The following is a 26135-nucleotide window of genomic DNA, read 5'->3' on the forward strand; positions in this document are numbered from 1 at the left end:
ACACCGACATGGCCGGCCAGCACCCCGCCGACGTCATCGCCTCCGCAGCAGACGCGTTCGCCGACCACCGAATCGTCGGAGAATCCCGGAACCTCGGGCAGTACCGCACCGAGGTGGACTGCGCCTGCGGAGCGAAACTCTGGTGGGGTGAGCACGAAGGCGACCCGACGTTCCACAACGTGTGGCATGGCCATGTCGCCGTCGCCGTGCTCGACACCATCGGAGCCTCCTGGGAGTACGGGACCGCGATTCGGGCCGCCGGCGACCTATGGAACCACGCACCGCATGCATCACTGACTGAAGGCCTGACCACCGTCGAAGAGGTCGAGAAGCTCATCGACCAGGACGACGAGAAGCGGCCCATCGTCATCGTCCGCCGACTAAAGCGCTCCGACTGGCAGGAGCTGGCTCCGTCCGGCGGCGCCTGACCGCTGCCCCGCGCATGTGGTTGGTATGCAGACCCTCATGGACGTCGTCTCCGGCGCCTACACAGTGACGACGAGCTCCGGCAGCAGGTACCTCATCGACCTCGATCGTTCCGAGCTGTCCCGAATGCCGCGCGTCGCTGAGAACGTCGACCCGGGATTCTGGGAAGCCGACGACCTCCGACGAGACGGAGAAACCCTCCAGCTCCTCAGCATCGACGAGCTGACCGTCGGCCGCCCCGCGGTCTTCTGGCTCGGAGACGTCGCCGACTACCCCGGCTACGCCGGAACCCGGCGGACGACGACCGACGTGGTCGACATCTCACAGGTCGCCAAGCTCGACGTCGCCGAGCTCGAGCTCGCACTAAGCGGTGCTGCCAGCCACGGCGGAGAGGACTGACCATGTGGCCCGACGTGAAGCCCGGCGACCCCGAATACGGGCACCGCTGCCCGAAATGCAAATCCCAGACCATCATGGTGAACGTCCACGTCGTCGAGTGCACGAACCCGCACTGCGACCAGGGTCAGTGCTGAACGGCCGCTGACGCTCGCGGCCGCGCATGAGCCCTTCGAGAAGAAGGAGCATCCGATGACCACTGCGAAGCAGACCGACACCATCCTCCCGATCGCGACGTACTGGGAGGCCGACGGGCACCAGATGACGGCCCGGCCCGGATTCCGGGACGGCGATGTGCTCAACTACACGCCGAGCAAAACGGTGCGCCGCGAAGGTGTCGCGGTCATCATGAACCGCCAGCGCTTCATCCCCGGGCGCGGCACGCAGACCGTCAACGACGTTGTCGACACCTACTGGAATGCGCTCAACTACGACTCGCACGTCCTCTCGATCCAGGAGATCGACACCGCAAGCGTCCGGTTCAACGTCCACGACTTCCGTGTGCTCGAGCACGACGAGACATTCGCCGATTTCCACCCTGACGATCGCGCCACCATCCCCAGCCAGCACGGCCTGATCCTCCGTCGGTTCGTCCGTCTCGGCGCGGCCCCTGACCTCGAAACGAAGATCGAGAACGCCAAGCAGGCGTACGACGACGCCGTCGCGACGACCGAGCAGGCCCGGAAAGCCGAGACCCGCGCCGGCCTCGAGCTCGAAGCCCTGATCGCTCAGCGAACCGGCGCCTGAGCGCAGCGCGCTGCCCGCGCATGGTCTTCTCGAACAGACAGGAGACCACACCGTGGAACGAATCGCCGACTACGCCGACGGGTCCGGAACATACCGGATCGAACGAGCCGTGAACACCATGATCACCACGATCAACGACACCGAGATCATCCGGCAGCGACTCACCCGGCACCGCGCCTGGGACAACGAGCCCCGTGCCGACTACCAGCTGACCGCCCGGTTCGCATCCACCCCGGACGGGCCCGACGGCCGCGACATCGTCTGGATCGACGGCGTCGCGTACTTCGCCGACCACATCCCCGACACCGAGCCGGCGCACGCGGACATCGTCGAGCTCGTCAGCCTCCTCAGCAAGCACAACCAGATCGACTCGCGACGCGCCGAGCTCGCAGGTGTCGGCGACCCGGACGCGGCCAGCATGGCGGCCGCCCAGCACACCCGTCACCTCGCGCAGCTCGCCACGGTCTACCGCGGGTTCATCGAGCGCCTCCTCACCGGGAAGCTCATCATCACCGACGTGGACGCACCCCCGGCCGACGCCGACCTCGTCATGGGTGTGAACGAACAGTTCGACGATGACGACAAGATCAGCCGCGACACCGTCGCCTGCGGTACCGCATCCTTCACGATCCCCGGCGAGGACGACGCCCGGTTCGAAATCAGCACCTGGATCTCCGAGGACGACGCCCAGGTCGTGCAGATCGACACGAACCTCCCGGAGACCAACCGGCGGGTCCGCGTCTACGTGAACGACGGCTCCGTCTTCGACCGTGACATCGAGACCGGCATCGACTACGGGGACGACCTGCATGGATGACGACGAGCTCGAAGCCGACTTCGAAGGCATCTGGTACCGCTGGCGGTGCCCCGGCTGCGACAACATCAATGAGCAGGAGAACGACCCGCGCGGCGAAGAGATCGAATGCGAGGTGTGCGACTACACCGGCACCTGCGGGTTCAGCGCCTGAACCACCCGGAAGCCCCGGCCGACCCGAAAGGGAACGGCCGGGGCTTCCGCGCATGTGGCTCCCGACAGAAGAAACGAGCTCGGCCCGCGGGCGCGAGCTGACGACAGGAGAGCGAGATGTCCTTCCTCGACGGATTCACGTACAGCCAAGTGTTCGGAGGGCACGACGACGATCTCACAGCAAGGGGCGGGTTCGAGTTCAGCGTCGACTGATTCACGCCGCTCGCACAGAGACGAACTTCGTTCACAACCAGAACGTCCGGTTCACCCTCGACGAGCACGGCAACCTCGTGCGACTCCCGGACGCCAACTCCGGCGCCGACGCCGGCGAGCTCGACCTCGCCCCGATCAAGGAGCGGCTCGACTACGCGACGCCGGGCCCGTGGCGCCGCGAGTACCACGGCCACAACGAGATCATGGCTGAGGGCGGATGGCAGGTCGCGGAGAAGGTCACCCGTGCGGACGACACCGCGTTCATCGCCGCGGCTCGTGACGACATCCCCGCGCTGATCAGCGAGGTGGAGAGGCTCCGCGCAGGCAACTGAGCTGGGAGCCGGCCGGTCGGAAGGGTTCAGGGAAGCCACCTGCGGCTCCCTGAAGCGCTCGGAGCAACTGGCGCGGGTGTCGGGGTCCTCACGGACCTCAGAGGGCGCCCACACCAGCCTCCGACCCGCGACCGATCAACGGTGGCGGCCGGCCCGCAAGCCCGCGCATGGCAGGCTCATGAACGAACACCACTGGGTTGAGCGTCGGACCTTCCTCTCCGACCACGCGATGATCCGCGAGCTCTACGACAAGGTCAGCCTCTCCCGTGTCCAGGTGACCTCCGGGATCAACGCGCACTCCAAGAAGCCGTACACGTCATACCGGTACACCAGCCACACCCACATCTCAATCCGTCCACTGAAGAACGGCACACGGGTGCTCCGCATCCACCAGTGGAAGCCCAAACACAAGGCTCGTGGCGGGATCTGGCGCACCGTGACCGCCGAGCGGTACTTGGATGTCACTTCCGAGGTCCGGGACGCGGTGCAGCGGATGTGGGAGCGGGTCATCGGACCGGTCGATCCTCGTGTCATGAAGCTGGCCAGCAATCCCGACTTCGTGCGCGCGCTCGCGTACCCGTACCTGCTGAACTTCACCGACGACACCGGGAGTCGCCTCAAGTACCTCCCCGAGTTCGGCCTCGGGAAGGCGTTCAGACAGGACAACCCGAAAGCCGTCACAGTGGAGCTTTTCGGCAGGAGGAACACCCGGAAGGACCTCGTGAAAGCGGTCGCCGGCGCAGACCCTGCTGCGCTCGTGTTCGCCCACGAGGCGAAACGTCACGTCCCGATCGACTGGGTGGTCGAGATGCTCCGCGCCAACCGGATCCGTCAGGGCAAGTGGGAGATGCTAGACGTCGCCCCAGCCGTCAAGGTGCTCAAGATGATGCCCGACCACCGACGCCGGCCGCTCCTCCTCGACGCAACAGACGTGACGCTCCACGAAGCACGGGACACCATCCGGATGGTCGACGAAGCCCGTGAGCACCTCGGGAACCCTACCTGGATCGGCGATCCGATCCTCGCCGCGAAGACCTGGACGGAGATCCATGACGCAGCGGTGCGTGAGCGACGGAGGATCACCAGCATCAAGACGAACGTCGACATCCCCCAGGGTCCGATCCACTCAGCGATCGACGGGCTGACCGCGGGGGAACTGACCATCACCACAGCGAAGGACACGCTGACGCTCGAGCACTGGGGTGACGAGATGCACCACTGCATCGGTTCGTACCACGGTCACGCGGCCGCCGGCAGGTCCATCCTCGCCGCGGTGCACAACCAGAACGGGAAGCTGATCGCGAACCTGGAGCTGGACCGTGACGGCAGGCCGATGCAGCTTCGAGGGAAGTACAACGCCAACCTCCCCGACGAGCAGGACGTCGCCGTGCTGAACGCCGTCGTCGACGCCGTCAAGCGGGCACGGCGGGTCAAGCCGATGAAGGTTCGACGGCTGGCTGCTGCGGCAGCCTGAGCGGACCGTGCGAAAAGGGCGGGCGCACCCACAGGGTTGCGCTCGCCCTTACCGGCTGCGGGATCGTCAGCTTCGTGCCGGCAGTGCCGCCTGGAACCCGGCGACGACGGTGGCCGCATCGAGCACCAGCGTGGCGCGCCGGGAGACGTCCTCACGGTCGAGCGCGTCTTGGATGTCCCAGAAGCCGGCATCGACACCGGTCGCCGCCGAGACATCCGCGGTGACCGGCCGGGTGCGGAGCACCTTCTGACGGTCGACCCTCCCGGGCAGCAGGATCCCGTCGCCGGGGGTGAGGAGCCCCTGCCAGTGCCGGGCGAGCTGGTTCACCCAGTCGTCGGTGAAGTCGTGGAGATCGCGGACGCGGACCTTCCCGGACTTCTCGAGGAACAGCCCGATGAGCGGGTTCTGGCGGGTGGTGGCGATGACGGTCAAATCAGATCCTTCTCGGAGTGGGAGGTGCGGGCGACGGACAGGGCGACACCGAGCGCGAACATGGTGGTGAGGAGCGCGGTGCCGCCGGCGGAGATCAGCGGCAGCGGGACGCCGAGGATCGGCATGACACCCAGGACGACGGCGATGTTCACGGTCGCCTGCCCGACGATCCAGACGAGGATGACTGCGGTCGCGGCGACCCCGAACGGCGTGGCGGCCGCGGTCAACGTCCGGTACAGGAGCACAGCGAGGACCGCGAACAGGACGATGACGAGGGCGGCGCCGATGAAGCCGAGCTCCTCGCCGATGATCGCGAAGATGAAGTCGTTGTCCGCTGCCGGCAGCCACGACCATTTCGCGGTGGAGTTTCCGAGCCCGACACCGAAGATCCCGCCGTTCGCCAGCGCCCAGGTGCCGTGCTGGATCTGCCAGCAGTCGTCGGTGTTCGACTGGGTGCAGTCGGTGAGGAACGACGCGATGCGGCGCATCCGGGACTCGCTGGTCAACGCGAACACGACGAAGAGGAGGAGACCTGCGGCGACCGGGATCGCGAGGGTCCGCAGCCGAACCCCGATGAGGAACAACGCACCGAACAGCATCGCAGCCATCACCATGACGGTGCCGAGGTCGCCGCCGAGGAGGACGAGGAGGATCGCGAACCCGCCGGTGAGGAGCACCGGGAGCAGCCCCTGCTTCAGGTCGTCGAGGGTGTCCTGCTTCCGGGTGACGATGAGCCCGAGCCACAGCACCATCGACACCTTGATCGCCTCTGACGGTTGGAACTGGACGCCGGCGATCGACAGCCAGTTCGTGTTCCCGCCGACACCGACGCCGAGCGGGGTGAAAACGACGAGGATCTGCATGATGCAGGAGACGAACATCGCCGGCCACGCGAGCTTCATCCACAGCTTCTCGGGGAGCCGGGAGGCGATGTACATGACCGGGATGCCGGCAAGCGCGAACGCACCCTGTTTCAGGGACTGCTCGAAGAACCCGCCGTCCTCGATCTTCGACTCGACAGATGAGCTGGACAGGACCATCACGAACCCGAACGCGACCATGAACACGGTGACGCCGAGGAGCATGTAGTAGGTCGAGGAGTCGGTGTGGAAGAACCCGAAGAACCGGTCACGTGCTCGGAGAAGGTCACGCACCACCGGGGCCTGCTTCTTCGCGGGGGTCGTGGCAGCGCCGATCCGACGCACGGGCGCGACAGGCGCGGGAGTCGGGGGTCTCACCTTGTACCCATGCGCGGAACCCCGCTCGGCCGCCGGCTCTGGTACAAAGAACCATCTGGCAGTTCGGAAGGGCGGTTCTTCGTGGATTGGATGTGGCTGCTCGTCGCCGCGGTCGTGATCTTCTTCGTCGTCAACGGGGTGATGAGCAGCCGGCAGCAGAAGAGCGATGCGGAGCATCTTCGGCAGACCAGGACGCGTCAGAGTTCGGAAGCGCTCGAGTCAGCCGACGGCCGGGCAGTTCAACGGCTCGTCAGCCGGTACGGGCGCTACGACGGCAGCGACGCCGCTCGAACGATGACCCGAAACGCGCTCCGCGATCTCGGGACCGCCGCGTACGCGGTTCTCCTCGAGTACTCCCGGAACGCGTCAAGCCAGGAAGCAAGCGACCGGTTCGCCGCAGCTGCGGATGAACAGTACATGGCGTCGTCCAGCTCGCGCGTCGACGCATTCGCAGACAAAATCGCCCGGGAAGAGGGCTCGAGCGGGTATGCGGTCGCGGCGGTCGTCGCCGAGACGGTCAGCATTCAACTCTCCCCGGAGGTGGTCCATCTGGTCGCTGCCGCAGACAGGTCCGCGCGCCGGCTTTCGTCCGGAATCCTCGAAGCGGTCGACCCCGCGCTGCACAACCTGATTCACCCGTCAGGGCAGCGAGACATCAGCACCGCCGAGCGGGAGCTCAAGAACGCTCGCTCTCGCTTCGCGGAGAATGTGCTCTTGCAGGCCTCCAAGACCCACTAGCCGCGGCCGAGGATCCTGTCGGCGTACCGCTCCGCGTACGCCGGGTAGTGGATCGGCGGGTCGAACGTCTCGTCCTCCGACATCGCTTCGGTGAGCGCGTCGACGATCGATTCGCGCACCCCTTCGACGGCGCCCGGAGCGGGGAGGCGGGGGACCAGGGTCGCGATGACGTGCTGGTCGACGGTGCCGTCGTCGGAGGTGTGTCGGAGCAGCTGCTCGCGGAACGCTTCGACTGCGGCCGACTGGATCGTCTCGAGAGGGGTGCTGGGGACCGAGTCCGGGAGGAAGGAAACGACGTACTGGGATACCGACCCGCCGATGTCGGCGCGGCGGATGAGGTTCGAGGCCGCGAGCCGGAGCCGTGAGTCGGGGTCACCGACACCGGCCGTCAGGATCGTGAACGTGACGGTGATCTGTCGGAGCTGAACGTCGCATGTCACCGGGGCTGTCGGGCCGGCTGACTGGCGGACGCACGCCGCCAGCTGCTCCATGATCGCAGGGTCAGCGTCAGCGCAGGTGATGATCGCCTGGGCGCGCCTCACACCGCGGGCTGAGGTCCGACCGGTGACGACGGGGTTGATCTCGTCCGGAATTGGGTGGCACCAGAGGATGGACGCGTCGATCCCCGAACCGCGGAGAAGTTCGACTGCTGCGCTCTCGACTGCCTTGTCTGTCGGGAGGGATGCGTCGATCACGAAGTGGACGACGATCTGGCGGAGAGCCCAGTCAGCGACCGCCTGGAACTCCTGGAAGTCGGTGTCGCCGGTGCCGGCCACGGGGTCAGCCTCGATGAGCAGCCTGTTTCGCATCTCGCCGAACTCTGTCACCGACTTCACCTTGTGCGCGTAGAACACGGCTTCAGCTCGTACCAGCATGTGGGGCTCCTTCTGGAGTGGGGTCATTGTCGGCACGACCATGCGCGGGGCCGGCCGGCCGGCAAGCCGAGACTCCCCGGCTTCAGCGGAGGACAGCGCAGATGGCGAGTGCACGCTCAGTGTCGGCGACGGCCGCGGCCATGCCTTCTTCGTTCTTCTTCCACGCCTTCGCCTCAGGGAAGTGTGCCCACTTCTCGCGGTCCTCGTCGTAGCCGGCAACGCGGACGAACCACGGGGCGGTCGCCTGGAGCGTCTCGGCCATCTCCTCAGCGGAGATCTCTGCCATGTACGGGTGGCCGTTGAGCTGTCGGTACATGCGGCGCTCGGACCCGTTGTCGAATCCGATCGCTCGCGTACTGTGGCCGCCGACTGACACCGGAGCCCCGTCGTCCTTCTTGCCTCGGTAGGCGGGGTGCTTCTTCTCGTTGTAGAACGAGTTCGAGGAGTCCCAATGCAGGCTGGTGCCGGGCACCGGGCCCAGCTGTCGGGCATCGCGCCCATCCCGCTCGGAGACACGGTTCTCGAGATTCTGCCAGTTCCGGAGGTCGTTCCATCGGGCCTCGTGCTTCATGGTCCATCCGCTGAGCACCCCCTCACGGAACGCACCCCAGTCGGTGAGGAGCTGCTTCTGCACGGTCTCGTCTGTCACCGGAGTCCACGCTGGGATGTACTCGCCGTCCGCTTCGACGCTCTCCTGCATCCACGCTCGCACCTGATCGACACTCCAGTAGGGGTCGAGGGCGTCGTAGGGCCCGACGTATGCGGTCGGGACGCTGTCTTCGCGCTGGGCGGAGAGCCGCACATGCACCCGGGGTGCGTCGGGCCCGGCGTCATGGCGGTTCGTCCGCTTCAGGAGCATCAGAGCCCACTCAATCGGGCTCGGGAAGTCGCTGCCGAGATACATGAAGCCGAGGTTGACCTCGGAGAAGCCGAGCCCGATCGCCTCGCGGGCGACCTCGAGCAGTACCTCGGGGACGTCGTTGGTGATGGTGCGGGTCATTGCGTGCCTCGTTTCTGTTGGCCCGAACATGCGCGGGCCGCCGCGCATGAACAGATCGACCACCCGACAACGGAAGGCAGACCATGCAGACCGACACCATCTCGGCCGCGAACACGCGGCTCTTCGAAGCGTTCCGTGAGAGCCAGCAGCACACGGGCGTCACTGACGAGCAGGTCGCAGAGGACCTCGGCCTCAGCCTCACCGAGGTGCAGGACGTCATGGCCGGGAACGTCGACCTGACGATGTCGGAGCTCCGCCAGCTCGCGAACACCCTCGGCGTCCTGCTCAGCTACGACGTCGTGACGAGCACTCCGAACGTCATCCCGGTGCCGCGTCTCGCCGCGACGAAGGAGGTCGCGGAGCGACTGGTTCGGAAGCACACCGCAGACCGACTCGACGACGTCGAAGTCGCGATCAGCGCCCGCACCACACTGACCGTCACCGCAGGCTTCGTCACAGGCCTCCTCACCGAACTCGGGAGGAAGGGCGCCCGTACGGTCATCGTCCGCGGTGCGTCCCAGGAGTTCATCGACTTGCTCTCGAAGCACCGGCACCCGTCTGTGCGGGTGACTGTGATCAGCTCGAGCTGACCTCGGCCGCGTTCAGAGCGCGTCGATGGCTACCCGAGGATCGGTGTCGAACACCGACGGGTCACCGGTCTCGGTCGAGTACGGCGCCGGCGGCGCGTAGCGTTCCGTGCTGTGCCGGCCGGCGTCGTAGTCGTCGTTGAGGCGCGCGATCTCGTACCCGTTCGCGTAGTCCTGATCACCTGGCTTCCCGCGGTACGGGCGGTACTCCGACCCGTCTTCGAAGCCGCGGTCGAACGAGCTCAGCCACGTCTCATCGAACACGTGCTGCTCGAACTCGCGAGCCTCTGCCTGCTTCACCGCCTTCTTCGCGGTGCGGTGATCGGCGCGGGTGTTGCAGCAACCGCCGCCGCACCCGCCTTCAAAGTTTCGACGCGAATCGCGTCCGAGCATTCCAGTCATGGTCTCTCCAGTCGGTCGGCGGTCAGATGAGGATCGCGTTCGCGTCCTCGCGGGCCCGGAGCGCCCAGAACTGCTGCTGGTCTCGGCGATCGGCGGCCAGACGGTCGTAGAGCTTCTCCGCGATCCACCAGCCGGCGGTTGCGGTGACGGCGGCGACGATCAGCGCGAGCCCGAAGTTCCCGGTGGCGAGCATCGTCAGCGGGCCGAAGTTCCAGATGCATCCGACCGCGACGCCGAACCCGACCGGCGGCGGGGAGTCAGCCTGACGGTCCTCGCGGATCTTCCGGTTCGCCTGCTGGAAGAACCGCTCCTTGGTGACGGGGTCCGCGACCTCGAGGTCGTCGAGCGCGTTCGCTTCGAAGCGGACCTCGACACCGTCGAAGGTGTACGAAACCACGTCGAACGTCGGGTCCGCCCATCGAGCGGTTGCGCTGTGCACCCGCACCGGTTCGCTGGGGCTGCGGTACGTCTTCGCGAAGATGATCTCGCCGGCCAGCTGGTACGACGGCTTCACGGTCGTCACGTCGGTCACGGTGCCCTCCCAATCAGGTCGGCACCCTCATGCGCGGGGACCCGGGTCAGCCGTCGGTTCGGTCTTCGTCGGTCGTTCCCTCCGCACCAGCGCGGAGGTTGCCTTTCGACTTCAGGACCTTTCCGAACAGGTGCGAGATGCCGGCGATGGAGAGGATCACGAGCGGCGTGACGGTCATGGCGCCGGCAGCGATGAAGAACCCAAGACCCTGCGCTTGCGGGTACCCCTTGAACACGACGAGCATCATGAGCGCGAACGTGATCGACAGGACACCGACGGTGTGCATCACCGAGGTGAGCTTCTCAATGAGCTCGGACGTGTGCTGCCGGTGCAACTCCTCGCTGTCGGTGTCGAAACGTTCGACGGCTCGGTCGTCTGCGAGCTGGATCTCCTCACCGCCGGCGAAGAACATCTCCTCGAGTTCGTACTCGACGTTGAGGGCGGAGACGTTCACCAGGGTGGCTTCGTCGCCGTCGACCGCCGGGGTGGTGACCGTGACCTCGTGCACCTTGTACGTCGTCGTCACCCGGTTGTGCTCGACGGTGAAGTAGTCGCCGAACTCGAGGAGCTCGGCGGGACGGGTGCTGGTTGTGGCGGTGTTGGTCACGACGAACACATGCGCGGCATCGACGGTCAGTGGCGAGTTCGGCCGGTGCGCGGCCATCCCGCGGTCAGCGATGCGGAAGAAGGCGGGTCGAACCGAGTGCCTGCCGGTGATCAGCCGTGCAGGTACGTGTACTTCTTCACGAACCGGTCCTTCCGCACCCAGGTGCGGCGGAACCGCGCGATGCGGACCCGGTTCTCCTCCACCTCGAGCACGTCGATGTAGGTGCACGGGTCGGTGAGGTCGTTGTTCGTCCACCTCTGCCCGACCTTCACCTCGGGGGACGTCGTGTTCTCCGTCATGCCGTGTCCCTTCAGGCGGTGAGCTGCTCGAGCAGCTGCCAGTTCGTGAGGAGCGCCGGTGCGCCGACGAGGCGGAGCGCGTTCTGCTCGGTGAGACGCGGCGACGCCGACTCACGCTCGGCGGCGGCAACCTCGGCATTCACCTTGTTCGCGTCGCCGGCGGCCATCCGCCGGAGACGTTCCGCCTGCGCGGTGAGCAAGGCAGCGGCCTTCTTCGGGAGCGAAGCCCCGAGAGTGTGGGCTTCCCCGACGCGAGCGAAGTACCATGCGAGCGTGCGAGCCTGGGCGCGGGAGAGCAGCAACGTCCGGAGGGCGAGGTCTTCTTGCTCCCATGCGGCATCATCGAGCTGGTCCGCCCCGGAAGCCTTCTCCGCCTGCCGGAACGAGATGTTGTCCACCGCACCGGCCACCACGGCTTCGTTGCCGTTCGCGATCGCCTTGAACCTGGAGATGGTCGCCTCGACGATCTGCCGGCGCTTCGCCGGGAACGACTTGAACTCGAGAACCTCGTCGAGGATCTGCGTCTCGTACGCGAACCCAGTCCGGAGCTGGTAGAGCTCATCGGCGGCGGAGTTGAACATTGCCTGCTGCTCGGGGGTGTAGCTCTTCCAGAGCTGATCGGCCTTGGTCGCGGTCTTCGTCATGGCACCATCATGCGCGGTGAGACGCCCGATCTGCGATCCGGTGATCTCAGGGCGATTTCGGAACAGGCTGTGTGTGCACGAAGGAGTCCTCCACCCATGACCAGCGCGACCGGAACCCAAGCCGCAGGATGAAGAAATGTGCACCACCGACCACCAGCGTTGACAGGAAGATCGCGATGTACAGTGCGCTGAAGCTGACTCCGTGGGGCCCCAGGCCGAAGAAGAAGAACAGCATTGCTGCAAGGCCGATAACGCCCAGGGGAAGGACGGAGCTGAAGACGGTAGGCCGCTGCCGGTCACGGTTGCGGGCAAGCTCGGCTTTGAAATGCTCCGCTGCCTCATCGCCTGCAATGACAGCTGTATCGTTCGGCCCGAGCTCGAAAGTGTGGATGTGACCGTCGGATGTTCTCGCGCGGAGCCGCGTCGCCACTGGGCCGTCTTGAAGACGGTCAGCGCCTGCGGTCTGCTGGTACCAGGAGGTGACCTCGGTCACCATGACCGGGACGAGCGGCTCACCGGAAAGCGTGACGATGATCACCTGACCGACAAGGGTCTGGTCGACAGGTCGTGTGTCAAAGGTCATGGAGATCACATGCGCGGAATCGACAGCCGGCGATCGTGGAGGTACTCGAGAAGCTGCTTGTCGGTGAGGGTGGTCGGTGCGCCCGCCCACTCGAGCGCGTCGTGCCCAGTGGGTCGTGTGCTCACCTGCTTCCGGTTTGGGGTCGAGTTCTCGCGGTTCTGCCCTGCAGGATCGCCGCTGCTCATTCGCCGGAGACGGGTGATGTGGTCGTTGATGGGGTTCACGACGGGGAAGTGCCGGGGGAGGTCGAGGAGGTGGATTTCTGCGACTTCGGAGAAGTACTGCGCGAGGGTCAGGTTCAGCGCCACGACACGGATGAGCGCCCGCAGTAGGGGGTGGCTCTCGTAGTCATCCGTTGCTGCGAGGTCTTCCGCGTCGCAGTTCTTCTCGGCGATTTCGAGCAGAAACGGTTCCAGTGGGGCAGCCACCCCGTAGGCGCGCCCGTGTGCGAGATTGATGAGCTCTGGGATCGTCCGTTCGGCGATCGCGAGGCGGTGATCCGGAAGTCCTTCCAGGGCGATCGCTTCCTGAAGTGCGTGCGCTTCGTACGCGAACCCGATCCTGAGCTCGAACAGCTCGTCGGCGAGGATGTCGAATCGTGACTGCTCGTGCTCGGTGAATGACGGCGAGGTGACGGCGGTGAGGCTCATGCCTCATTCATGCGCGGCCGCGGGCAGTCGGGTCACCACCGGGCCGGGATCTCCGGCGCGGGCTCACCGGACGGCATCGACCGGCCAGACTTCAAAGCCTGCGCCATCACCTGCTGGAAGATCGGTGCTGCAGCGCCGGAGGTGTTGTTCTCGCGTGCGTTGAACACTGACACGGACACCACGTACTCCGGGTCTTCGGCCGGCGCGAACCCGGACACGGACACGAGGTACTCCTTCAGGTATCCGCCCTCACCGTCCGGGAACTGCGCGGTTCCGGTCTTCGTCGCGACACGGTACCCGGGGATCGACCACTGGTTCTTCAGCCAAGCCTCCTGGTACACCCGTTCGAGCATCTGCGAGGTCTGCTTCGCCGCTTCCGCGGACACCACCTGGCGTGACTGACCGGTCGGTTCCCCGGTGACCTTCCCGTTCGGCTTCTCGCAGCCTTCGACGAGGGTGACCGGCATGCGGACGCCGCCGTTCGCGATCGTCTGGTAGACGGATGCGACCTGGATCGCGGTGGTGGTGAGGCCCTGCCCGAACATCGTCGTGTACTTCGTCTGGTTGTCCCAGTCGGCCGGGTCGCCGTGCAGGTCGCCGTCGGCTTCGCCTGGGAACTGCACCTCTGTGGCGTTCCCGAGACCGAACTCGACGAAGTCGTTGTACCGGGCCTGATCGGTCATCAGCTCACCGAGCTTCGACAGACCGGTGTTCGACGATTCGATCAGCACGCCGGTGAGCGTCAGGTACAGGTCTTCGTGGAAGGAGGAGTCGTTGACGTCGGCGCCGTTCGGGGCGTTGTACCGGTACGGGGCGACGATCTGGGTGGACTGTGAGGCGACGCCCGCGTCGACGAGGGACGCCGCGGTCAGCGCTTTCAGGGTGGAGCCGGGCTCGTACGGGGCGGTGAACGCCCGGGTGCCGCGGTTCTCCGAGTCCACGCCGGTGGGGTTGTTCGGGTCGACGGTGGGGACGTCGGCGACGGCGAGCAGCTTCCCGGTCTTCGCTTCCATCACGGTGACGGTCGCCCAGTCAGCGTTCACAGCTTCGACCTGGTCTTCCGCGACGGACTGCGCGAACCATTGCAGGTCGGCGTCGATCGTGAGCTTCAAGGTGCCGCCGTCCACCGGATCCTTCACGACACGGCGGGTGTTCGGGATCTCCACCCAGTCCTTCGCGGAGTGCTGGAACTGGACGGAGCCGTCCTTCGGGGTGAGGCAGCGGTCGTAGTCGAGCTCGAGGCCGGCCAGCGCGCCTTCGTCGCCCATGAACCCGATCAGGTTCCCGGCGACTGCACCGTTCGGGTATCGACGGCCCGGGTGCTCCCACGGCTGCACCCACGGGATGCCGAGCTGGCGCACCTTGTCGACGGTGCCTTGGTCGACGTTCTTCGCGATGTATGCGAAGTCGGAGTCGGGGTCGTCCGCGAGGGCTGCGTCGATGATCTGCTGGAGACGGTCTGCGGAGGTGCCGATCGCGGCGCCGAGCTCGGTGAGCACCTGCTGTACCGGGATCTCAACGGAGGTGGTGGACTCGGGGTCTGCCGGGTCGGGCTGGTCGCGGTACACCGGCGCGACGGTCTTCGGGGACAGGGCCAGGTCGTACCGCATGACGGAGTCGGCGAGGACGACACCGTTCCTGTCGACGATCTCGCCTCGGTCGCCGTACAGGGTGCGTTCCACCGATCGGCGGTCGTCAGCCTGCGCGGAAAGCGCGGACGCGCGAACCATCTGGAAGTCGACGAGTCGGTACGTGAACACGAACGACACGAGGACGAGCCCGAACGCGAGCACTTTCGCGCGGCGACGGTTCGCGCGGATCGCCGGCATCAGTTCCCCGCCGGCCGCGGTGACCAGTCGATGAACGCGTCATCGTCGAAGTCGGGAAGGTTCGACAGGTCACGCCAGAGGATCCGCTGTTCGCCGTGCTCGAGGCAGTCAGCTGTCCACCACAGGTTGTCGCCGTCGTGGTAGTGGATCGGGGTGCCGTTCGGGATGCGGTGCTCCCCGTGCGAGCAGAGCGGGATGACGTACCCGCCGCCGAACTGGTAGTCGGTGAAGCCGACCGGGTCGCAGAACGGGCAGGAGATCTCTCCGCCGAGGTTCGAGTCGGCGTCGTAGAGGAGACCGTCGACACAGTAGGTGTCCGGGTAGGTGGCGCCGAACGCCGACCAGGTGAGGTTCTTCGGGCATGGCTCTCGTCCCGGCATGCGGGCGGCCACGTTCTGGGCGGCGAGGCCGGCAGCGAACCCGGCGTCGAATCCTGCCTGCTCGTTCCGCACCTTCCAGAAGGGACGTCCGGTGGTCTTCTCCACCTCGGTGCGCCACGCCTGGAACAGCTCCTCGACGCCGTGGCGTCTGGCCTGCTCGGCGGTGAGTTCGGTGACGAGGTCAGGCATGAGCGGCGACGGTGAGCTCGACGGGGAAGCCTGCCTCACGGGCCTGGGTGACGATCTCGTCCACCCACTTCCCAAGCGTCTCGGTGTCCTCGAACGTGATGTCGAGATCTTCGTCGGAGTTCGCGATGTTCACGGCGCCGTTGCGGCCGTGAAGCTTCTCAGGGCGGACGGTGATGTCGTCGGCCTCGTTGTTGTACACGGTCGTGGCCATGCAGGGCTCCTTCAAGTGGTGCGGGGTGTTCCCGGATCACATGCGCGGAGACAGCGGTCAGTGCTTTGCGGCTGCCGCGACCAACCGGTCGGCGGCCGCGAATCCGATCGCGGCGGCGCCCTTCGGCACGGCTGCGCCTTCCGGGTGCAACTGCGCGCGCAACGCACCCGCCTCGTACACCGCAACAGCTCGCAGGTTCCGGAGTCGCTCGATGGCGGCCCGGTCTTCGAACGTGCCGAAGTCCCAGAGCGGCGAGGTGTCCTGCTCGAGCCCGACGTCGTCGAACGTCGTCGAAATCCGGTAGCTCCGGATGCCGCCGATCACCGCTGCCTCGCCGCCGTCGGCGGCCGAGACGAGGTTCTCGATGGTCTGGGCGACGATCTTCTTCCGGCCGGCGGCGAGGGACTTGTACTCGAGCACCTGCGGCAGGGTTGCCGCGACCTCGGAGAACGTCTCGCGAAGTTGCCGGCTTCGAGCTTCGGCGGCCGAGACGAGTTCCGCCACGGTCTCCGGTGCGATCGCGGCGAGGATGACCTCGGCGGGCGTCTTCGGTTTCGCGACGGAGCCGTTCAGCTGGCCGTTGCGCTTCTTCAGGAATCGGGGGATGAGGTTCACGGTGCGCTTTCGTGTGCGGGCTGGCGGGGAACGAGAACGGCGGTGGGCGGAGAAGATCTCCACCCACCGCCGCAGGGAGCGAGCCGGGTCAGTGACCGGCGGGCACTGCCGTCTTCAGGAAATCGGGGATGTCGACATCCCAGTCGTCACCGTCAGACGCGAACAGGTCGGCCGCGCTCTGCTGGGCGGGCGCCGGCTGACGGTGCTGCTGGATCGGCGAGGTGAACGGCTGAGTTGCCGGCGCCGACGCGCGGATCCGCTCCTCCATGGACGGCATCAGCGGGCGCGTCTGCACCGGGGCGACGGGACGCTCTGCGACGCGGTGCTGCACCGGCTGAGGGGCGGGAGCCGCCGGTGCGACCGGCGCCTGCTGCGGCGCGAGCTGCGCGGTGACGGTGCTCGCGGCGTGCTGCGCCTGCGCTGCAGCGATCGCGGCGTCGTGACGGCTCGTCTCGTGGGTCTGACGTGCGGCCGGCTCGCCGCCGTCGAACCCTGCAGCGATCACGGTGACGCGGACGTCGTCACCGAGCGAGTCGTCGATGACGGTGCCGAAGATGATGTTCGCCTCCGGGTGCACCGCCTCCTGGACGAGCCTCGCGGCGTCGTTCACCTCGAAGATGCCGAGCGAGCTGGAACCCTGGATGGACAGGAGCACGCCCTGAGCGCCGTCGATGGAGGACTCCAGCAGCGGGCTCTGCACCGCGAACTCGGCAGCCTTGATCGCGCGGTCGGCGCCCTTCGCGGTGCCGATGCCCATCAGTGCGGTGCCGGCGCCCTGCATGACCGAGCGGACGTCGGCGAAGTCGAGGTTGATGACGCCGGGTGTGGTGATCAGGCTCGTGATGCCCTGCACACCGGCGAGGAGCACCTGGTCGGCGGTCGCGAACGCCTCGAGGATCGAGATGCCGCGGTCGCTGATCGACAGCAGTCGGTCGTTCGGGACGACGATGAGGGTGTCGACCTCCTCCTTCAGGCGGTCGACGCCGGCGATCGCCTGACGCATGCGGCGGGTGCCTTCGAAGCCGAACGGCTTCGTGACGACACCGATAGTGAGCGCGCCGATCGACTTCGCGATCCGGGCGACGACAGGGGCGCCGCCGGTGCCGGTGCCGCCGCCTTCGCCGGCGGTGACGAAGATCATGTCGGCGCCTTGGAGCATCGCCTCGATCTCCTCGGCGTGGTCTTCCGCTGCTCGGCGGCCGACCTCGGGGTCGGCGCCGGCGCCGAGGCCGCGGGTGAGGTCGCGTCCGACGTCGAGCTTGACGTCTGCCTGGGACTTGAGGAGCGCCTGCGCGTCGGTGTTGATCGCGATGAACTCGACGCCCTTCAGGCCGAGCTCGATCATTCGGTCGACGGCGTTGACGCCGCCGCCTCCGACGCCGACCACCTTGATGACGGCGTTGTGGTGCAGATCGTGGGTCATGATTCAGCCTTTCGTTCGACTGGTGTTGGTTGCCTCGCCGCACCCCTGGGTCGGTTCGGTCGTTGCGGGGTCGGCAGGCGTGACCGGCTTGCCAGCGGTGATCTGTTGGAGGGCGTCTCGCCCGGAGGTGTTGATCGTGAACCTGGGCTGGTGGTGCTCGTTCTCGGTGACATCGGCGAGGCCGATGCTGTGGAGCGCCCACCCGGCTGTTGCGCCGCGCATCGGCATGGTGCCGCCGAGGGCGCCGTTCCTGCCGTTCCGTCCGCGGGTGCGGCGGTGCCAGGCTGGGGAGTCGGGCCAGAGAGCTGCCGCGAGGGAGCGTCCGGTGTGTCCGACGCCGGTTTCGGTGGGATGGTCGGTGCGCTCGAGGAGCTTCTCGAGCACCCGCACCTGGAATGCGGTGAGCTTCGGCATCAGTCGTCGGCGCCGAACACCGCGTCGACGATGGGCTTCAGCCGGACTCGCTGAGCGGGGGTGTACTCGCCGAGGGTCTGCTGGCGCCACCGCTCGAAGGCGGTGTCGCCGATGGGTCGGTCATCGCCTGCCGGTGATGTTCTGGTCGCGTGCCGGCGGGTGCGGTCTTCAGCGATCGTCATCGGTGGTCTCCTCGGTGGTGCGGGTTCGTTTCACCCCATGCGCGGACGACCTCGTTTCCGAGGTCAGCGCAGCTGCCGGAGCAGTGCCGGAGACGAGCTCGTCGATCCTGAGGTTCGCGGCGGCGAGCTGTCGTTCGAGTTCGGCGACCTTCGCTTCGGCCTGCTGTCGCGCTGCGTGCGGGGTGAGGCCGGACTTCTTCTGCAGGGTGAACACGAACTCGGAGTCCTGCTCCGGGGAGCGAACCTCCTGCTCGATGTAGTTCACGCCGCCGTGGACGGTGAACCACTGGAGCATCGACTCGGCGACCGGCGCGAACTGGTCGTGCGGGAACTCGAGGACGAGGTCGAACTTGTCGCCGGTGGTGCCGGCTCGGACGATCTGACCGTCCTCCGGGTCGAACTCGGGGAGGGTCAGTTCGGGGTTGCGTTCACCGAACCCGTCGGCGGGAGCGAAGATGGCGACGTTGTCGCCTTCCATCCGCAGCATGGTCTCCCCGGCGCCGTACAGGTGCTCGATGACGTCGGCGATCGAGCCGAACGCGGTGAGGGAGAGAGGAAGCCGGAACGCGGCGACCTGGCTGCCGGGCTTGATCAATGGGCGCTCCTTGATGTCTGTTGCGGGTGTGCGCACGCGACATGCGCGGAACGGTGCCTCCTCGCAGGTTTCTCCCAACACGCGGAGAGGATCATGGTTCTCTGTGCACGACCAGAAGACACCCGCCCAGGTTCTCGCGGATCTTCTGGAGTCGACCCGGGCGTTGAACCGGCAGGTGCGCAGCATCCCAGATGCCGCGGAGGTGTCATGGATGCTGCCGGCACTCGCTGAAACCCAGCAGCAGCTGGGCGTGGCGATGCTCTACATCGCGGACTGGTACGAGCAGCACGGAATGTCAGCGGCCGCCGCTGAGGTGGTAGCTGCGGCTGGGCAGATGTCGCTCAGCTCGTCGAGCCTCACGAAGGGGTCGAGGAGCGCGGCGCGGCCAGCGGTTCGAGGCCGGCATGTGCTGCCGGAGGTTACGAGCTCGGCGGCCTAGTCGGCAGCTCGGGTTCGCGCCTGGGAGAGTGCGTCTGCGTGTTCGAGTCGCTGTTCAGCGATCCGTGCCGCGGCGACGCAGAAGCCGAGCGCGGCGACGGCGATCATGAGTCGCGGTTCCGGGGTGCCGGCGAGCTCGAGCATGGCTGCGACGGCGAAGAGCGCGAACATCACTGCGACTGCGGCGGCGTAGAAGCGGAGCATGCCCAGACGATACCGAAACCGGTATGGTTTCGCCGCGGTTCACGCCGGGCACCTGCGATCTTCGGTTACCGAAGTTACCGCCGGTTACCAGTTCTCGGTAACCGCTCGATCCCAGTGATTGCAAGGCCTTCAGAGGGTATTTATTGATTGGTTACCAAGTTACCTAGATAGATAGATACATAGGGAAGAAATCGATCAATGTCCCCGCCCTGAACATCATGCAATTGCGTCTATTTATCTCTATGCATGTGGGGGTAACCGGTAACTTGGACACCCTCCCAGATTTCGACGGTCTGATCAGGGAAAAACACGTTACCCAGGAGTGGTAACCGGGAGGTAACTCGGTAACCGGAGCCGTCGAACGAACCCTGTCCGCGCATGGTGAGCCACGTGCCCTCGAAAGGCAATCAGCTTCGAGGCTCCACGAAAGGAAACACCGATGGCGAACGTCATGCCTCACCCGAACACCTCAAGCATCCCCGCTGCCGAGCAGGCGGCATCACCAGGCAGCACCCGCCCGTACAAGGCGAGACTCCGCGACCGATTCGCAGCCGCGGCCGCCAACTGGATCCTCAACACCTTCGCGACAATCGAGTACCGCTCGTACGTGTCCGTCCTCTACACGCTCGGCCGAGAGCACCTGGAGACCGTCCTCCGGAACTCCGACGAAGACCAGGCTGCCCTCGGCAAGATCGACGCGCCTCGCAACTGACTTCGGCCGCGCCCTGTCGAGGGTGCAAGCAGCGTTGTCCGCGCATGGGATCTTCGAGAAGAAGGAGACCCGCATGCAGAACCTCGACAGCTTCAACCACCTCAACGACACCGAGGTGAGCCAGCTCATCTCCGCGATCGCCGCCGACCGCGGCCTCGCAGTGAAGATGTTCGACCCGCTCGACGTTGACGACGACCTCATCCCCGCCGAGCTCGTCGACGAGGAGACCCGTCACGACTTCCGCATCGAGGTCATCGCCGAGGCGCTCAAGCCCCTGAAGGAAGCGAACGACCTCGACTGGGAGGCGATCCGATACGCCGCCGAGATCGTCCGCGAACGCCGCGCCGCGTAACACCACCCGCACGAACCAGAAAGCACCACTCCCTTGCTGAACACCCTTGACCAGCGACCCACGATCACCGACGCCGAGCTCTACGCCATCGTCACCGGATCCGCCGCCCCGAAGAAGCCCTCCACCATCCGCCGGCTCCCGAGCACCTACCAGGACGACACCCCGCTCGCCTGGCAGACGGACGCCCGCTGCGCAGAGACCGACCCGGAGATGTTCTTCCCAGAGAAGGGCGGCTCCACGGCCGCGGCGAAGAAGATCTGCTCAGGCTGCGAGGTCGCCCCCGAGTGCCTGCAGTACGCGATCGACAACGAGGAGCAGTCGGGCATCTGGGGTGGGCTCTCGGAGCGGCAGATCACCGCGGTCCGTCTCGGGAAGGCGCCGAACCCGTTCACCGGCCAGATCGCCGCCTGAACAGAACCCCGAAACCGCACCAGTCAGGGCAGGATGAGCAGGTGAACGACCTCACCCGCCTCACCGTCCGTGAGCTCCTCGCCCTGTACTCCGGCATCATCGCGGAGCTGACGCGACGATCATTCGTCCGGACGAAGAACCCGCCGATCGGTGACCTCGCCGAGTTCACCGCCGCGATCGCATACTCCGGTGTCCTCGAGAAGAACTCCGCGAAAGCGTTCGACCTCGTCGCAGAAGACGGCCGCCGCATCCAGGTGAAAGCACGCGCCAAGGACTCCGCCACGAAGCCCGGCCAGGTGTTCTCACCGATCCGCTCGACGGCCACCGAGATGGACGCATGCGTGTTCGTCATCGTGAACTCGGACACCCGCCGGGTGCTGATCGCACGCGAATGGACGGCCGCGGAAGTGCATGAGCACGGGAAGCACCGCACTCGTACGAACGCGATCATCGTCAGGCTCGGCCAGATCCGCCCCGGCGGGCCCGGCGTCGACGTCACCGCCAAGGTTGAGGCGGCGTGGGAGAAGCTGATGGACGCCGTCGACGTCGTCTCCTGACCGACGAAACCACGGATTGGCACATTTCCGCGCATGGGGTGAGATGTGGACCACCCCGACCCAACTCGTAACCCGGCGCCGGCACCCGAAACCGCCGCCCCAGGCAACGCTGAGCAGCTGAAGCTGCAGCAGATCCGCGCACTCACCGTGAAGCTCGACCCTCGAGGGAAGATCCTCACGCGCGACTACGCTACGACGATCCGTGCCCGCGAACGACAGGACATCGTGGAGCAGATCCGCGCGATCCTCGACGGTGACGAATCGGAGCCCGGGACGGCAGACGTCACGAGAACCACCGGCGCTGTCACCCGAAAGGCCGAAGCTTGAGCGCACCAACCATCACCCGACCCGACACCCGAGCGGCAACCGGCTCCAACGTCGGAGAGATCCTCTCCATGTTCCGTGATCACCGGGACAGCGACGGAGATACACCGGCGCATACCGCGGCCGCCGGCATTCGACTCTGGCTGCTCGGCGCGAACTTCCGCCTCACCGTCTTCGCCGCTCACGGTCTCACCGCGGCCGCCGAAGCGCTGCAGAAGCACGCACTGAACCTCCAAGACCGGCACCTGAACCTCACCGCGGTCGCCGCCCAGGCACAGATCGCTGCAGCGCCTGTACGTGCAGCACTCGAACCGGCTGTCACCGAACCGATCGCCGTGCGTGAAGACGCTCCCGGCGACGACCGCGAGCTCGCCGAGCAGGCCGCCGAGATCGAAGCCGGCCAGCTCGACTTCGAGGAGGCCGTAGCAGTCGGGGAAATCGTGTTCGATGACCCGAATGTTTCGACAGAGCAGGAGCTCGAGCGCGAAGCTGTCGCCTCCGCGCACCGCGGCACCGGAGACCTGAACGCCGTTCGACAGGGCGCCGCGCCCAACCCGGCACCGCAGCAGAACCCACCGGCTCGCCGGCCAGCGCGAATCCGCGAGTTCCTCGAGCTCGAATCCCTCCCGCATCACTCGGTGATCGTCCTCTGGTCAGACCGCGGCTGGAATCTCGACCTCGACGTCTACCTGCGCGAGCACACCGGGTGGACTCGATGGATCGGTGGATCCGTTGCCGACGTCCCGCACACCGACCGGTCGATCTGGTCGATCGCCTCCAGCACCCCGAAGAAGATCACCCGGGTGCACTCGTCCGACCAGCCCGCACCCACACTCGGCGCAACTCACCTCGATCAGTACGCACACCAGTCGCTCATCGTCGGCGTGAAGGACGGCAACCTCACGAACGTGTTCCAGAAGGTCTCCGACCAGTGGGTCGACCTGACCCCCGGGTCTGGCGCAACGGGACGGTACGACGGCGCCGACCTTCACGGATGGTTCGCTGCGGCCGGTGGCGAGCTCGTCCACGGCTGGCAGCCGGTCGTGAACCGATCAGCAGCCAGCTGACCCTCCTGCCGCGAGATCGAGCCGGGCCCGGAACCTTCTGAGCCCGGCTCGCCGCATTCCTCCCTTGATGTACCAACCTGTCAGGCCCGCGCCTGATCGGACATGTGAAAGGGAGCCATGAACGGCGAAGCCGTCACCACGAAACGCACACTCCGCGCCGTCTGGCAGCGGACGATGATCATCCTCGGCGCCGCCGCGATCGCAACGTCCGCGATCGTCGCAGCACCCGCCACCGTCGCGCCAACATCGACAGCGGAAGCGGTCACCGGGTCGGACTTCAACCCCGGCATGATCATCGCCGACTCCGTGTTCTACAACTCGTCCGCGATGACGGTCGCGCAGATCCAGTCATTCCTGCAGTCGAAGGTTCCCAACTGCCGGAGCGGCTACGTCTGCCTGAAAGACTTCAGGCAGAACACCACCAGCCAGACCGTGAAGAGCGAAGGGTGCGCCGCGTACGCCGGTGTCGCGGGCGAGTCCGCAGCGCAGATCATCTACAAGGTCGCGACTGCCTGCAAGATCAACCCGCAGAGCCTGCTCGTCCTCCTCGAGAAGGAGCAGTCGCTCGTCACCGACGACTGGCCAGGCGACCGTCAGTACCGCTCCGCGACCGGGTACGGATGCCCGGACACCGCCGACTGCGACATCAACTACTACGGGTTCTTCAACCAGGTCTACAACGCCGCATGGCAGTTCAAGAAGTACCAGGCCCGCCCGCTCGACCGCGGCTACATCGCAGGACGCACGAACAGCATCCTCTACCACCCGAACTCCTCCTGCGGCCGGTCTGACGTGTACATCCAGAACCAGGCGACCGCCGGGCTCTACATCTACACCCCGTACCGTCCGAACCAGGCGGCGCTGAACAACCTGTACGGCACCGGAGACGGATGCTCCGCGTACGGCAACCGGAACTTCTGGCGGATCTTCAACGACTGGTTCGGTTCCACCACCGGCGCCCCGTCGATCCCCGAGGTTCGCGGCGGCATCCTCACCGAGTGGAAGCGCACCGGGGCGGGCTCGGGTCCTCTCGGGAACCCTCTCGCCGTCGAGGTCAGCATCACCGGTGGTGTGAAGCAGGAATTCGCGGGCGGCACCATCTACTGGACGAGCACATACGGTGCTTTCACCGTCGGGAACGGCCCTGTCCGCACCGCCTACCTCGCAGCATCCGGCCCGGCTGGCAAGTGGGGGTTCCCGACCGGGAACGGCGACTGCAGCGCAGCCGGAGGCTGCTTCCAGAACTTCATGAATGGCCGCGCTTACGTGAAGTCCGACGGTTCGGCACCGGTGTACCTGCAGAAGAAGCTCGTCACCGAGCACGACGCCGCGGGAGGCGCTGCCGGTGCCCTGAAGTACCCGAAGTCCGCGGAGACTGCGACCACCGCGAACGGCGGCGGCTCCGTCACCGAGTTCGACGGCGGCACCATCTACTCGTCACCTCGAGGGACGATCACCCTCGTGAACGGCCCCGTCCGCACCGCCTACGTCGCAGCATCCGGCCCGGCCGGCAAGTGGGGATGGCCTGCAGGGAAGCCGGCCGCGCAGACCGGCGGTGGCACGTACCAGCTGTTCACCGGCGGCCACACGTACTGGAGCTCCGGAACCGGAGCCCACATCATCGGTGAGAAGTTGAACGCCGCGTACAAGTCGCTCGGCGGCCCGGGCGGCTCGCTCGGCTACCCGACCTCGGGAGAGTCCGCGATCGCCGGGAACGGCGGCGGCGTCGTCGGTCAGTTCCAGAAGGGCACGCTGTACTCCTCGAAGTTCGGGACGATGACCGTGCAGGACAAGCTGCAGGCGGCGTACACCGCTGCCGGTGGGCCCGCCGGAGCGTGGGGCTGGCCGGCCGCAGCACCGAAGACCGGACTCCGCGACGGGGGAGTGTCACAGGCGTTCTCGAACGCCACGGTGTTCGCGTCGGCGAAGACCGCTCCGCAGTCGGTGAAGTCGAAGATCCTTTCCGCCTGGTCGGCAGTCGGTCACACGCAGGGCACCTTCGGGTACCCGACCGAGCCGGAGAAGGCTGTTGCCGGTGGGGTCACCCAGAAGTTCCAGAACGGCACCATCTACCAGTCCGACGCGGCGACCCGTGCCGTCCCCGCGTACTTCGACAGCGCATACGTCGCCGCCGGCGGCGCCGGGAAGACGTGGGGCTGGCCGACCGGCGCCGCCAGCTGCACCCTGAAGGGCAGCGGCTGCGTTCAGGAGTTCACGAACGGGCAGGCGTTCTACAAGTCGACCACCGGTGCCCGGTTCGTGAAGCCCGGCACCATCCAGACCGAGTGGATCAAAGCCGGTCACGTGAACGGCCGGTACGGGTTCCCCACCTCGGATGAGAAGGCCTCCACCGCGAACGGCGGCGGCGTCTCCCAGTCGTTCTCGGGAGGCACCCTCTACGCGAAGACGGGGATGACCGCCCGCGAAATCCTCCCGCAGCTTCGGGCAGGGTTCATCGCAGCTGGAGCGGAGTCGGGTGCGTGGGGCTGGCCGCTCGACGCCGGCGCATGCAACCTCGTGAAGTCCGGCTGCAAGCAGCGTTTCACCAACGGCACCGTGTTCATGTCGGCCGGGACGACGCCGCAGCTGATGTCCGGTGCGATCCTCGCCGAGTACTCCGCTCAGGGCGGCCCGGCCGGCGCCCTCGGGTACCCGTCGGAGCCGGCACGGGCGTACACCCAGAACGGTGGTGGCACGTCGCAGAAGTTCCAGGGCGGGAACCTGTTCTCGTCCAGGTTCGGCACCTTCCAGGTGTTCCCGGCGATCCTCACCGCCTACGAAGGTGCCAGCGGCCCGAACGGCGCCTGGTCGTGGCCGACGTCGAAGGTGTCCGTTGCCGCTGGCGGCGGGTACAGCCAGTCGTTCCAGGGCGGGCAGGCGTTCTACAAGCCCGGAACCGGTGCGCACCTGGTGCACTCGAAGCTGTTCACCGAGTGGGTGAAGCGTGGCTTCCTGACCGGTTCCCTCGGGTACCCGAAGGCCACTGCGACAGTGAACGGGAACCTCATCGTCCAGCAGTTCGAGAAGGGTTCGCTCGAGCTGAACACAACGACCGGGAAGTTCCGCGTCTTCTAAGACTCGACCGCAACA

Annotated in this window: 37 protein-coding genes; 17 read left to right on the forward strand and 20 right to left on the reverse strand. The window is 66.5% G+C overall.

Annotation, left to right across the window (positions count from 1 at the left end; genetic code table 11):
* The first annotated feature begins 8 nt into the window (after positions 1 to 8).
* From ACFVAJ_RS17565 to ACFVAJ_RS17595, 7 genes are all read left to right on the forward strand, one after another.
* Positions 9 to 428 carry a hypothetical protein gene (locus tag ACFVAJ_RS17565; protein WP_376946350.1) on the forward strand — a complete coding sequence of 140 codons (420 nt, stop codon included), beginning with the start codon at positions 9 to 11 and terminating at the stop codon, positions 426 to 428.
* Between the two features lie 37 nt (positions 429 to 465).
* A complete protein-coding gene (locus ACFVAJ_RS17570) occupies positions 466 to 825 on the forward strand; it encodes a hypothetical protein (RefSeq protein ID WP_376946352.1) in 360 nt (119 codons plus the stop codon).
* 189 nt (positions 826 to 1014) lie between these two features.
* Complete coding sequence (locus tag ACFVAJ_RS17575; RefSeq protein WP_376946354.1) at positions 1015 to 1569, forward strand: hypothetical protein; 555 nt, start codon at positions 1015 to 1017, stop codon at positions 1567 to 1569.
* 52 nt (positions 1570 to 1621) lie between these two features.
* Positions 1622 to 2386: a hypothetical protein gene (locus tag ACFVAJ_RS17580; protein ID WP_376946356.1), complete on the forward strand. Its 765-nt coding sequence runs from the start codon at positions 1622 to 1624 to the stop codon at positions 2384 to 2386.
* On the forward strand, positions 2379 to 2537 hold the full coding sequence (locus ACFVAJ_RS17585; protein ID WP_376946358.1) for a hypothetical protein: 159 nt from the start codon (positions 2379 to 2381) through the stop codon (positions 2535 to 2537). Before ACFVAJ_RS17580 ends, ACFVAJ_RS17585 begins: the two co-directional genes overlap by 8 nt.
* 289 nt (positions 2538 to 2826) lie before the next feature.
* Positions 2827 to 3081 carry a hypothetical protein gene (locus ACFVAJ_RS17590; RefSeq protein WP_376946360.1) on the forward strand — a complete coding sequence of 85 codons (255 nt, stop codon included), beginning with the start codon at positions 2827 to 2829 and terminating at the stop codon, positions 3079 to 3081.
* Positions 3082 to 3259: 178 nt separating this feature from the next.
* Entirely contained in the window at positions 3260 to 4555 is a 1296-nt protein-coding gene (locus tag ACFVAJ_RS17595) for a PcfJ domain-containing protein (protein WP_376946362.1), read from the forward strand.
* Positions 4556 to 4621: 66 nt separating this feature from the next.
* Here ACFVAJ_RS17595 and ACFVAJ_RS17600 read toward each other — a convergent pair whose 3' ends face one another.
* Both ACFVAJ_RS17600 and ftsW read right to left on the reverse strand, forming a co-directional pair.
* Positions 4622 to 4987 carry a hypothetical protein gene (locus ACFVAJ_RS17600; protein ID WP_376946364.1) on the reverse strand — a complete coding sequence of 122 codons (366 nt, stop codon included), beginning with the start codon at positions 4985 to 4987 and terminating at the stop codon, positions 4622 to 4624.
* Positions 4984 to 6144 carry a putative lipid II flippase FtsW gene (gene ftsW / locus ACFVAJ_RS17605; protein WP_376946366.1) on the reverse strand — a complete coding sequence of 387 codons (1161 nt, stop codon included), beginning with the start codon at positions 6142 to 6144 and terminating at the stop codon, positions 4984 to 4986. Before ftsW ends, ACFVAJ_RS17600 begins: the two co-directional genes overlap by 4 nt.
* A gap of 90 nt (positions 6145 to 6234) precedes the next feature.
* Here ftsW and ACFVAJ_RS17610 point away from each other — a divergent pair, with 90 nt between their 5' ends.
* Positions 6235 to 6963 carry a hypothetical protein gene (locus tag ACFVAJ_RS17610; protein ID WP_376946368.1) on the forward strand — a complete coding sequence of 243 codons (729 nt, stop codon included), beginning with the start codon at positions 6235 to 6237 and terminating at the stop codon, positions 6961 to 6963.
* On the opposite strand, the gene ACFVAJ_RS17615 is transcribed toward ACFVAJ_RS17610, so the two are convergent.
* Positions 6960 to 7865: a hypothetical protein gene (locus ACFVAJ_RS17615; protein WP_376946370.1), complete on the reverse strand. Its 906-nt coding sequence runs from the start codon at positions 7863 to 7865 to the stop codon at positions 6960 to 6962. The two genes, ACFVAJ_RS17610 and ACFVAJ_RS17615, sit on opposite strands and share 4 nt — an antisense overlap.
* A 55-nt stretch (positions 7866 to 7920) precedes the next feature.
* Entirely contained in the window at positions 7921 to 8838 is a 918-nt protein-coding gene (locus tag ACFVAJ_RS17620; protein ID WP_376946372.1) for a hypothetical protein, read from the reverse strand.
* An 83-nt stretch (positions 8839 to 8921) separates the two neighbouring features.
* Between ACFVAJ_RS17620 and ACFVAJ_RS17625 the strand changes: the two genes are divergently transcribed.
* Positions 8922 to 9428: a helix-turn-helix domain-containing protein gene (locus tag ACFVAJ_RS17625; protein ID WP_376946374.1), complete on the forward strand. Its 507-nt coding sequence runs from the start codon at positions 8922 to 8924 to the stop codon at positions 9426 to 9428.
* Between the two features lie 12 nt (positions 9429 to 9440).
* Here the strand turns inward: ACFVAJ_RS17625 and ACFVAJ_RS17630 are convergent, their stop codons facing one another.
* The 15 genes from ACFVAJ_RS17630 to ACFVAJ_RS17700 all read right to left on the reverse strand — a co-directional run bounded on the left by ACFVAJ_RS17630 (position 9441) and on the right by ACFVAJ_RS17700 (position 18980).
* On the reverse strand, positions 9441 to 9725 hold the full coding sequence (locus tag ACFVAJ_RS17630) for a hypothetical protein (protein WP_376946376.1): 285 nt from the start codon (positions 9723 to 9725) through the stop codon (positions 9441 to 9443).
* Positions 9726 to 9849: 124 nt separating this feature from the next.
* Entirely contained in the window at positions 9850 to 10359 is a 510-nt protein-coding gene (locus ACFVAJ_RS17635) for a hypothetical protein (RefSeq protein ID WP_376946378.1), read from the reverse strand.
* A 46-nt stretch (positions 10360 to 10405) separates the two neighbouring features.
* On the reverse strand, positions 10406 to 10966 hold the full coding sequence (locus ACFVAJ_RS17640; protein ID WP_376946380.1) for a hypothetical protein: 561 nt from the start codon (positions 10964 to 10966) through the stop codon (positions 10406 to 10408).
* A gap of 110 nt (positions 10967 to 11076) precedes the next feature.
* Positions 11077 to 11265, reverse strand: coding sequence for a hypothetical protein (locus ACFVAJ_RS17645; protein WP_376946382.1), 189 nt, complete (start codon positions 11263 to 11265; stop codon positions 11077 to 11079).
* A gap of 11 nt (positions 11266 to 11276) precedes the next feature.
* On the reverse strand, positions 11277 to 11909 hold the full coding sequence (locus ACFVAJ_RS17650) for a hypothetical protein (protein ID WP_376946384.1): 633 nt from the start codon (positions 11907 to 11909) through the stop codon (positions 11277 to 11279).
* Positions 11910 to 11955: 46 nt separating this feature from the next.
* Positions 11956 to 12492: a hypothetical protein gene (locus ACFVAJ_RS17655; protein WP_376946386.1), complete on the reverse strand. Its 537-nt coding sequence runs from the start codon at positions 12490 to 12492 to the stop codon at positions 11956 to 11958.
* 5 nt (positions 12493 to 12497) lie between these two features.
* Positions 12498 to 13142 carry a hypothetical protein gene (locus ACFVAJ_RS17660; RefSeq protein ID WP_376946388.1) on the reverse strand — a complete coding sequence of 215 codons (645 nt, stop codon included), beginning with the start codon at positions 13140 to 13142 and terminating at the stop codon, positions 12498 to 12500.
* Between the two features lie 32 nt (positions 13143 to 13174).
* A complete protein-coding gene (locus tag ACFVAJ_RS17665; protein WP_376946390.1) occupies positions 13175 to 14971 on the reverse strand; it encodes a peptidoglycan D,D-transpeptidase FtsI family protein in 1797 nt (598 codons plus the stop codon).
* On the reverse strand, positions 14971 to 15540 hold the full coding sequence (locus ACFVAJ_RS17670) for a hypothetical protein (protein WP_376946392.1): 570 nt from the start codon (positions 15538 to 15540) through the stop codon (positions 14971 to 14973). Before ACFVAJ_RS17670 ends, ACFVAJ_RS17665 begins: the two co-directional genes overlap by 1 nt.
* Positions 15533 to 15751 (reverse strand): hypothetical protein, encoded by a 219-nt coding sequence (locus tag ACFVAJ_RS17675; protein ID WP_376946394.1) that lies wholly within the window; start codon positions 15749 to 15751, stop codon positions 15533 to 15535. Before ACFVAJ_RS17675 ends, ACFVAJ_RS17670 begins: the two co-directional genes overlap by 8 nt.
* A 57-nt stretch (positions 15752 to 15808) precedes the next feature.
* Positions 15809 to 16366: a hypothetical protein gene (locus ACFVAJ_RS17680; protein ID WP_376946396.1), complete on the reverse strand. Its 558-nt coding sequence runs from the start codon at positions 16364 to 16366 to the stop codon at positions 15809 to 15811.
* An 88-nt stretch (positions 16367 to 16454) separates the two neighbouring features.
* Positions 16455 to 17789 (reverse strand): cell division protein FtsZ, encoded by a 1335-nt coding sequence (gene ftsZ / locus ACFVAJ_RS17685; RefSeq protein ID WP_376946398.1) that lies wholly within the window; start codon positions 17787 to 17789, stop codon positions 16455 to 16457.
* A gap of 3 nt (positions 17790 to 17792) precedes the next feature.
* Positions 17793 to 18203 (reverse strand): hypothetical protein, encoded by a 411-nt coding sequence (locus tag ACFVAJ_RS17690; RefSeq protein ID WP_376946400.1) that lies wholly within the window; start codon positions 18201 to 18203, stop codon positions 17793 to 17795.
* Entirely contained in the window at positions 18203 to 18385 is a 183-nt protein-coding gene (locus ACFVAJ_RS17695) for a hypothetical protein (RefSeq protein WP_376946402.1), read from the reverse strand. The genes ACFVAJ_RS17690 and ACFVAJ_RS17695 overlap by 1 nt, the downstream gene beginning before the upstream one ends.
* On the reverse strand, positions 18372 to 18980 hold the full coding sequence (locus ACFVAJ_RS17700; RefSeq protein WP_376946404.1) for a hypothetical protein: 609 nt from the start codon (positions 18978 to 18980) through the stop codon (positions 18372 to 18374). Before ACFVAJ_RS17700 ends, ACFVAJ_RS17695 begins: the two co-directional genes overlap by 14 nt.
* A gap of 103 nt (positions 18981 to 19083) precedes the next feature.
* Here ACFVAJ_RS17700 and ACFVAJ_RS17705 point away from each other — a divergent pair, with 103 nt between their 5' ends.
* Positions 19084 to 19419 (forward strand): hypothetical protein, encoded by a 336-nt coding sequence (locus tag ACFVAJ_RS17705; protein WP_376946406.1) that lies wholly within the window; start codon positions 19084 to 19086, stop codon positions 19417 to 19419.
* Here the strand turns inward: ACFVAJ_RS17705 and ACFVAJ_RS17710 are convergent.
* Positions 19416 to 19622, reverse strand: coding sequence for a hypothetical protein (locus ACFVAJ_RS17710; protein WP_376946408.1), 207 nt, complete (start codon positions 19620 to 19622; stop codon positions 19416 to 19418). The two genes, ACFVAJ_RS17705 and ACFVAJ_RS17710, sit on opposite strands and share 4 nt — an antisense overlap.
* 439 nt (positions 19623 to 20061) lie before the next feature.
* On the opposite strand from ACFVAJ_RS17710, the gene ACFVAJ_RS17715 reads away from it, so the two are divergent.
* The 7 genes from ACFVAJ_RS17715 (at position 20062) to ACFVAJ_RS17745 (ending at position 26120) form a co-directional block, all read left to right on the forward strand.
* Entirely contained in the window at positions 20062 to 20334 is a 273-nt protein-coding gene (locus ACFVAJ_RS17715; RefSeq protein ID WP_376946410.1) for a hypothetical protein, read from the forward strand.
* Positions 20335 to 20407: 73 nt separating this feature from the next.
* Positions 20408 to 20686, forward strand: coding sequence for a hypothetical protein (locus tag ACFVAJ_RS17720; RefSeq protein ID WP_376946412.1), 279 nt, complete (start codon positions 20408 to 20410; stop codon positions 20684 to 20686).
* A 126-nt stretch (positions 20687 to 20812) separates the two neighbouring features.
* On the forward strand, positions 20813 to 21097 hold the full coding sequence (locus ACFVAJ_RS17725) for a WhiB family transcriptional regulator (protein WP_376947061.1): 285 nt from the start codon (positions 20813 to 20815) through the stop codon (positions 21095 to 21097).
* 41 nt (positions 21098 to 21138) lie between these two features.
* Complete coding sequence (locus ACFVAJ_RS17730; protein ID WP_376946414.1) at positions 21139 to 21654, forward strand: DUF6998 domain-containing protein; 516 nt, start codon at positions 21139 to 21141, stop codon at positions 21652 to 21654.
* Between the two features lie 45 nt (positions 21655 to 21699).
* Complete coding sequence (locus tag ACFVAJ_RS17735; RefSeq protein ID WP_376946416.1) at positions 21700 to 21981, forward strand: hypothetical protein; 282 nt, start codon at positions 21700 to 21702, stop codon at positions 21979 to 21981.
* Positions 21978 to 23045: a hypothetical protein gene (locus tag ACFVAJ_RS17740; RefSeq protein WP_376946418.1), complete on the forward strand. Its 1068-nt coding sequence runs from the start codon at positions 21978 to 21980 to the stop codon at positions 23043 to 23045. The genes ACFVAJ_RS17735 and ACFVAJ_RS17740 overlap by 4 nt, the downstream gene beginning before the upstream one ends.
* Before the next feature lie 117 nt (positions 23046 to 23162).
* The gene (locus ACFVAJ_RS17745) at positions 23163 to 26120 is read left to right on the forward strand and encodes a hypothetical protein (RefSeq protein ID WP_376946420.1); all 2958 of its coding nucleotides are present in this window, start codon (positions 23163 to 23165) and stop codon (positions 26118 to 26120) included.
* Positions 26121 to 26135: the final 15 nt, after the last annotated feature.

Origin of the sequence: Agromyces sp. NPDC057679, from assembly GCF_042799635.1 — a bacterium.
Classification (GTDB): domain Bacteria; phylum Actinomycetota; class Actinomycetes; order Actinomycetales; family Microbacteriaceae; genus Agromyces.

What these genes read in the sequence shown, in the direction of transcription:
- ACFVAJ_RS17565 (WP_376946350.1), top strand. Translation starts at nt 9, where the DNA reads ATGGCCGGCCAGCACCCCGCCGACGTCATCGCCTCCGCAGCAGACGCG.
- ACFVAJ_RS17570 (WP_376946352.1), top strand. Translation starts at nt 466, where the DNA reads ATGGACGTCGTCTCCGGCGCCTACACAGTGACGACGAGCTCCGGCAGC.
- ACFVAJ_RS17575 (WP_376946354.1), top strand. Translation starts at nt 1,015, where the DNA reads ATGACCACTGCGAAGCAGACCGACACCATCCTCCCGATCGCGACGTAC.
- ACFVAJ_RS17585 (WP_376946358.1), top strand. Translation starts at nt 2,379, where the DNA reads ATGGATGACGACGAGCTCGAAGCCGACTTCGAAGGCATCTGGTACCGC.
- ACFVAJ_RS17595 (WP_376946362.1), top strand. Translation starts at nt 3,260, where the DNA reads ATGAACGAACACCACTGGGTTGAGCGTCGGACCTTCCTCTCCGACCAC.
- ACFVAJ_RS17610 (WP_376946368.1), top strand. Translation starts at nt 6,235, where the DNA reads ATGCGCGGAACCCCGCTCGGCCGCCGGCTCTGGTACAAAGAACCATCT.
- ACFVAJ_RS17615 (WP_376946370.1), bottom strand. Translation starts at nt 7,865, where the DNA reads ATGACCCCACTCCAGAAGGAGCCCCACATGCTGGTACGAGCTGAAGCC.
- ACFVAJ_RS17620 (WP_376946372.1), bottom strand. Translation starts at nt 8,838, where the DNA reads ATGACCCGCACCATCACCAACGACGTCCCCGAGGTACTGCTCGAGGTC.
- ACFVAJ_RS17625 (WP_376946374.1), top strand. Translation starts at nt 8,922, where the DNA reads ATGCAGACCGACACCATCTCGGCCGCGAACACGCGGCTCTTCGAAGCG.
- ACFVAJ_RS17645 (WP_376946382.1), bottom strand. Translation starts at nt 11,265, where the DNA reads ATGACGGAGAACACGACGTCCCCCGAGGTGAAGGTCGGGCAGAGGTGG.
- ACFVAJ_RS17650 (WP_376946384.1), bottom strand. Translation starts at nt 11,909, where the DNA reads ATGACGAAGACCGCGACCAAGGCCGATCAGCTCTGGAAGAGCTACACC.
- ACFVAJ_RS17655 (WP_376946386.1), bottom strand. Translation starts at nt 12,492, where the DNA reads ATGACCTTTGACACACGACCTGTCGACCAGACCCTTGTCGGTCAGGTG.
- ACFVAJ_RS17660 (WP_376946388.1), bottom strand. Translation starts at nt 13,142, where the DNA reads ATGAGCCTCACCGCCGTCACCTCGCCGTCATTCACCGAGCACGAGCAG.
- ACFVAJ_RS17665 (WP_376946390.1), bottom strand. Translation starts at nt 14,971, where the DNA reads ATGCCGGCGATCCGCGCGAACCGTCGCCGCGCGAAAGTGCTCGCGTTC.
- ACFVAJ_RS17670 (WP_376946392.1), bottom strand. Translation starts at nt 15,540, where the DNA reads ATGCCTGACCTCGTCACCGAACTCACCGCCGAGCAGGCCAGACGCCAC.
- ACFVAJ_RS17675 (WP_376946394.1), bottom strand. Translation starts at nt 15,751, where the DNA reads ATGGCCACGACCGTGTACAACAACGAGGCCGACGACATCACCGTCCGC.
- ftsZ (WP_376946398.1), bottom strand. Translation starts at nt 17,789, where the DNA reads ATGACCCACGATCTGCACCACAACGCCGTCATCAAGGTGGTCGGCGTC.
- ACFVAJ_RS17690 (WP_376946400.1), bottom strand. Translation starts at nt 18,203, where the DNA reads ATGCCGAAGCTCACCGCATTCCAGGTGCGGGTGCTCGAGAAGCTCCTC.
- ACFVAJ_RS17695 (WP_376946402.1), bottom strand. Translation starts at nt 18,385, where the DNA reads ATGACGATCGCTGAAGACCGCACCCGCCGGCACGCGACCAGAACATCA.
- ACFVAJ_RS17710 (WP_376946408.1), bottom strand. Translation starts at nt 19,622, where the DNA reads ATGCTCCGCTTCTACGCCGCCGCAGTCGCAGTGATGTTCGCGCTCTTC.
- ACFVAJ_RS17715 (WP_376946410.1), top strand. Translation starts at nt 20,062, where the DNA reads ATGGCGAACGTCATGCCTCACCCGAACACCTCAAGCATCCCCGCTGCC.
- ACFVAJ_RS17720 (WP_376946412.1), top strand. Translation starts at nt 20,408, where the DNA reads ATGCAGAACCTCGACAGCTTCAACCACCTCAACGACACCGAGGTGAGC.
- ACFVAJ_RS17745 (WP_376946420.1), top strand. Translation starts at nt 23,163, where the DNA reads ATGAACGGCGAAGCCGTCACCACGAAACGCACACTCCGCGCCGTCTGG.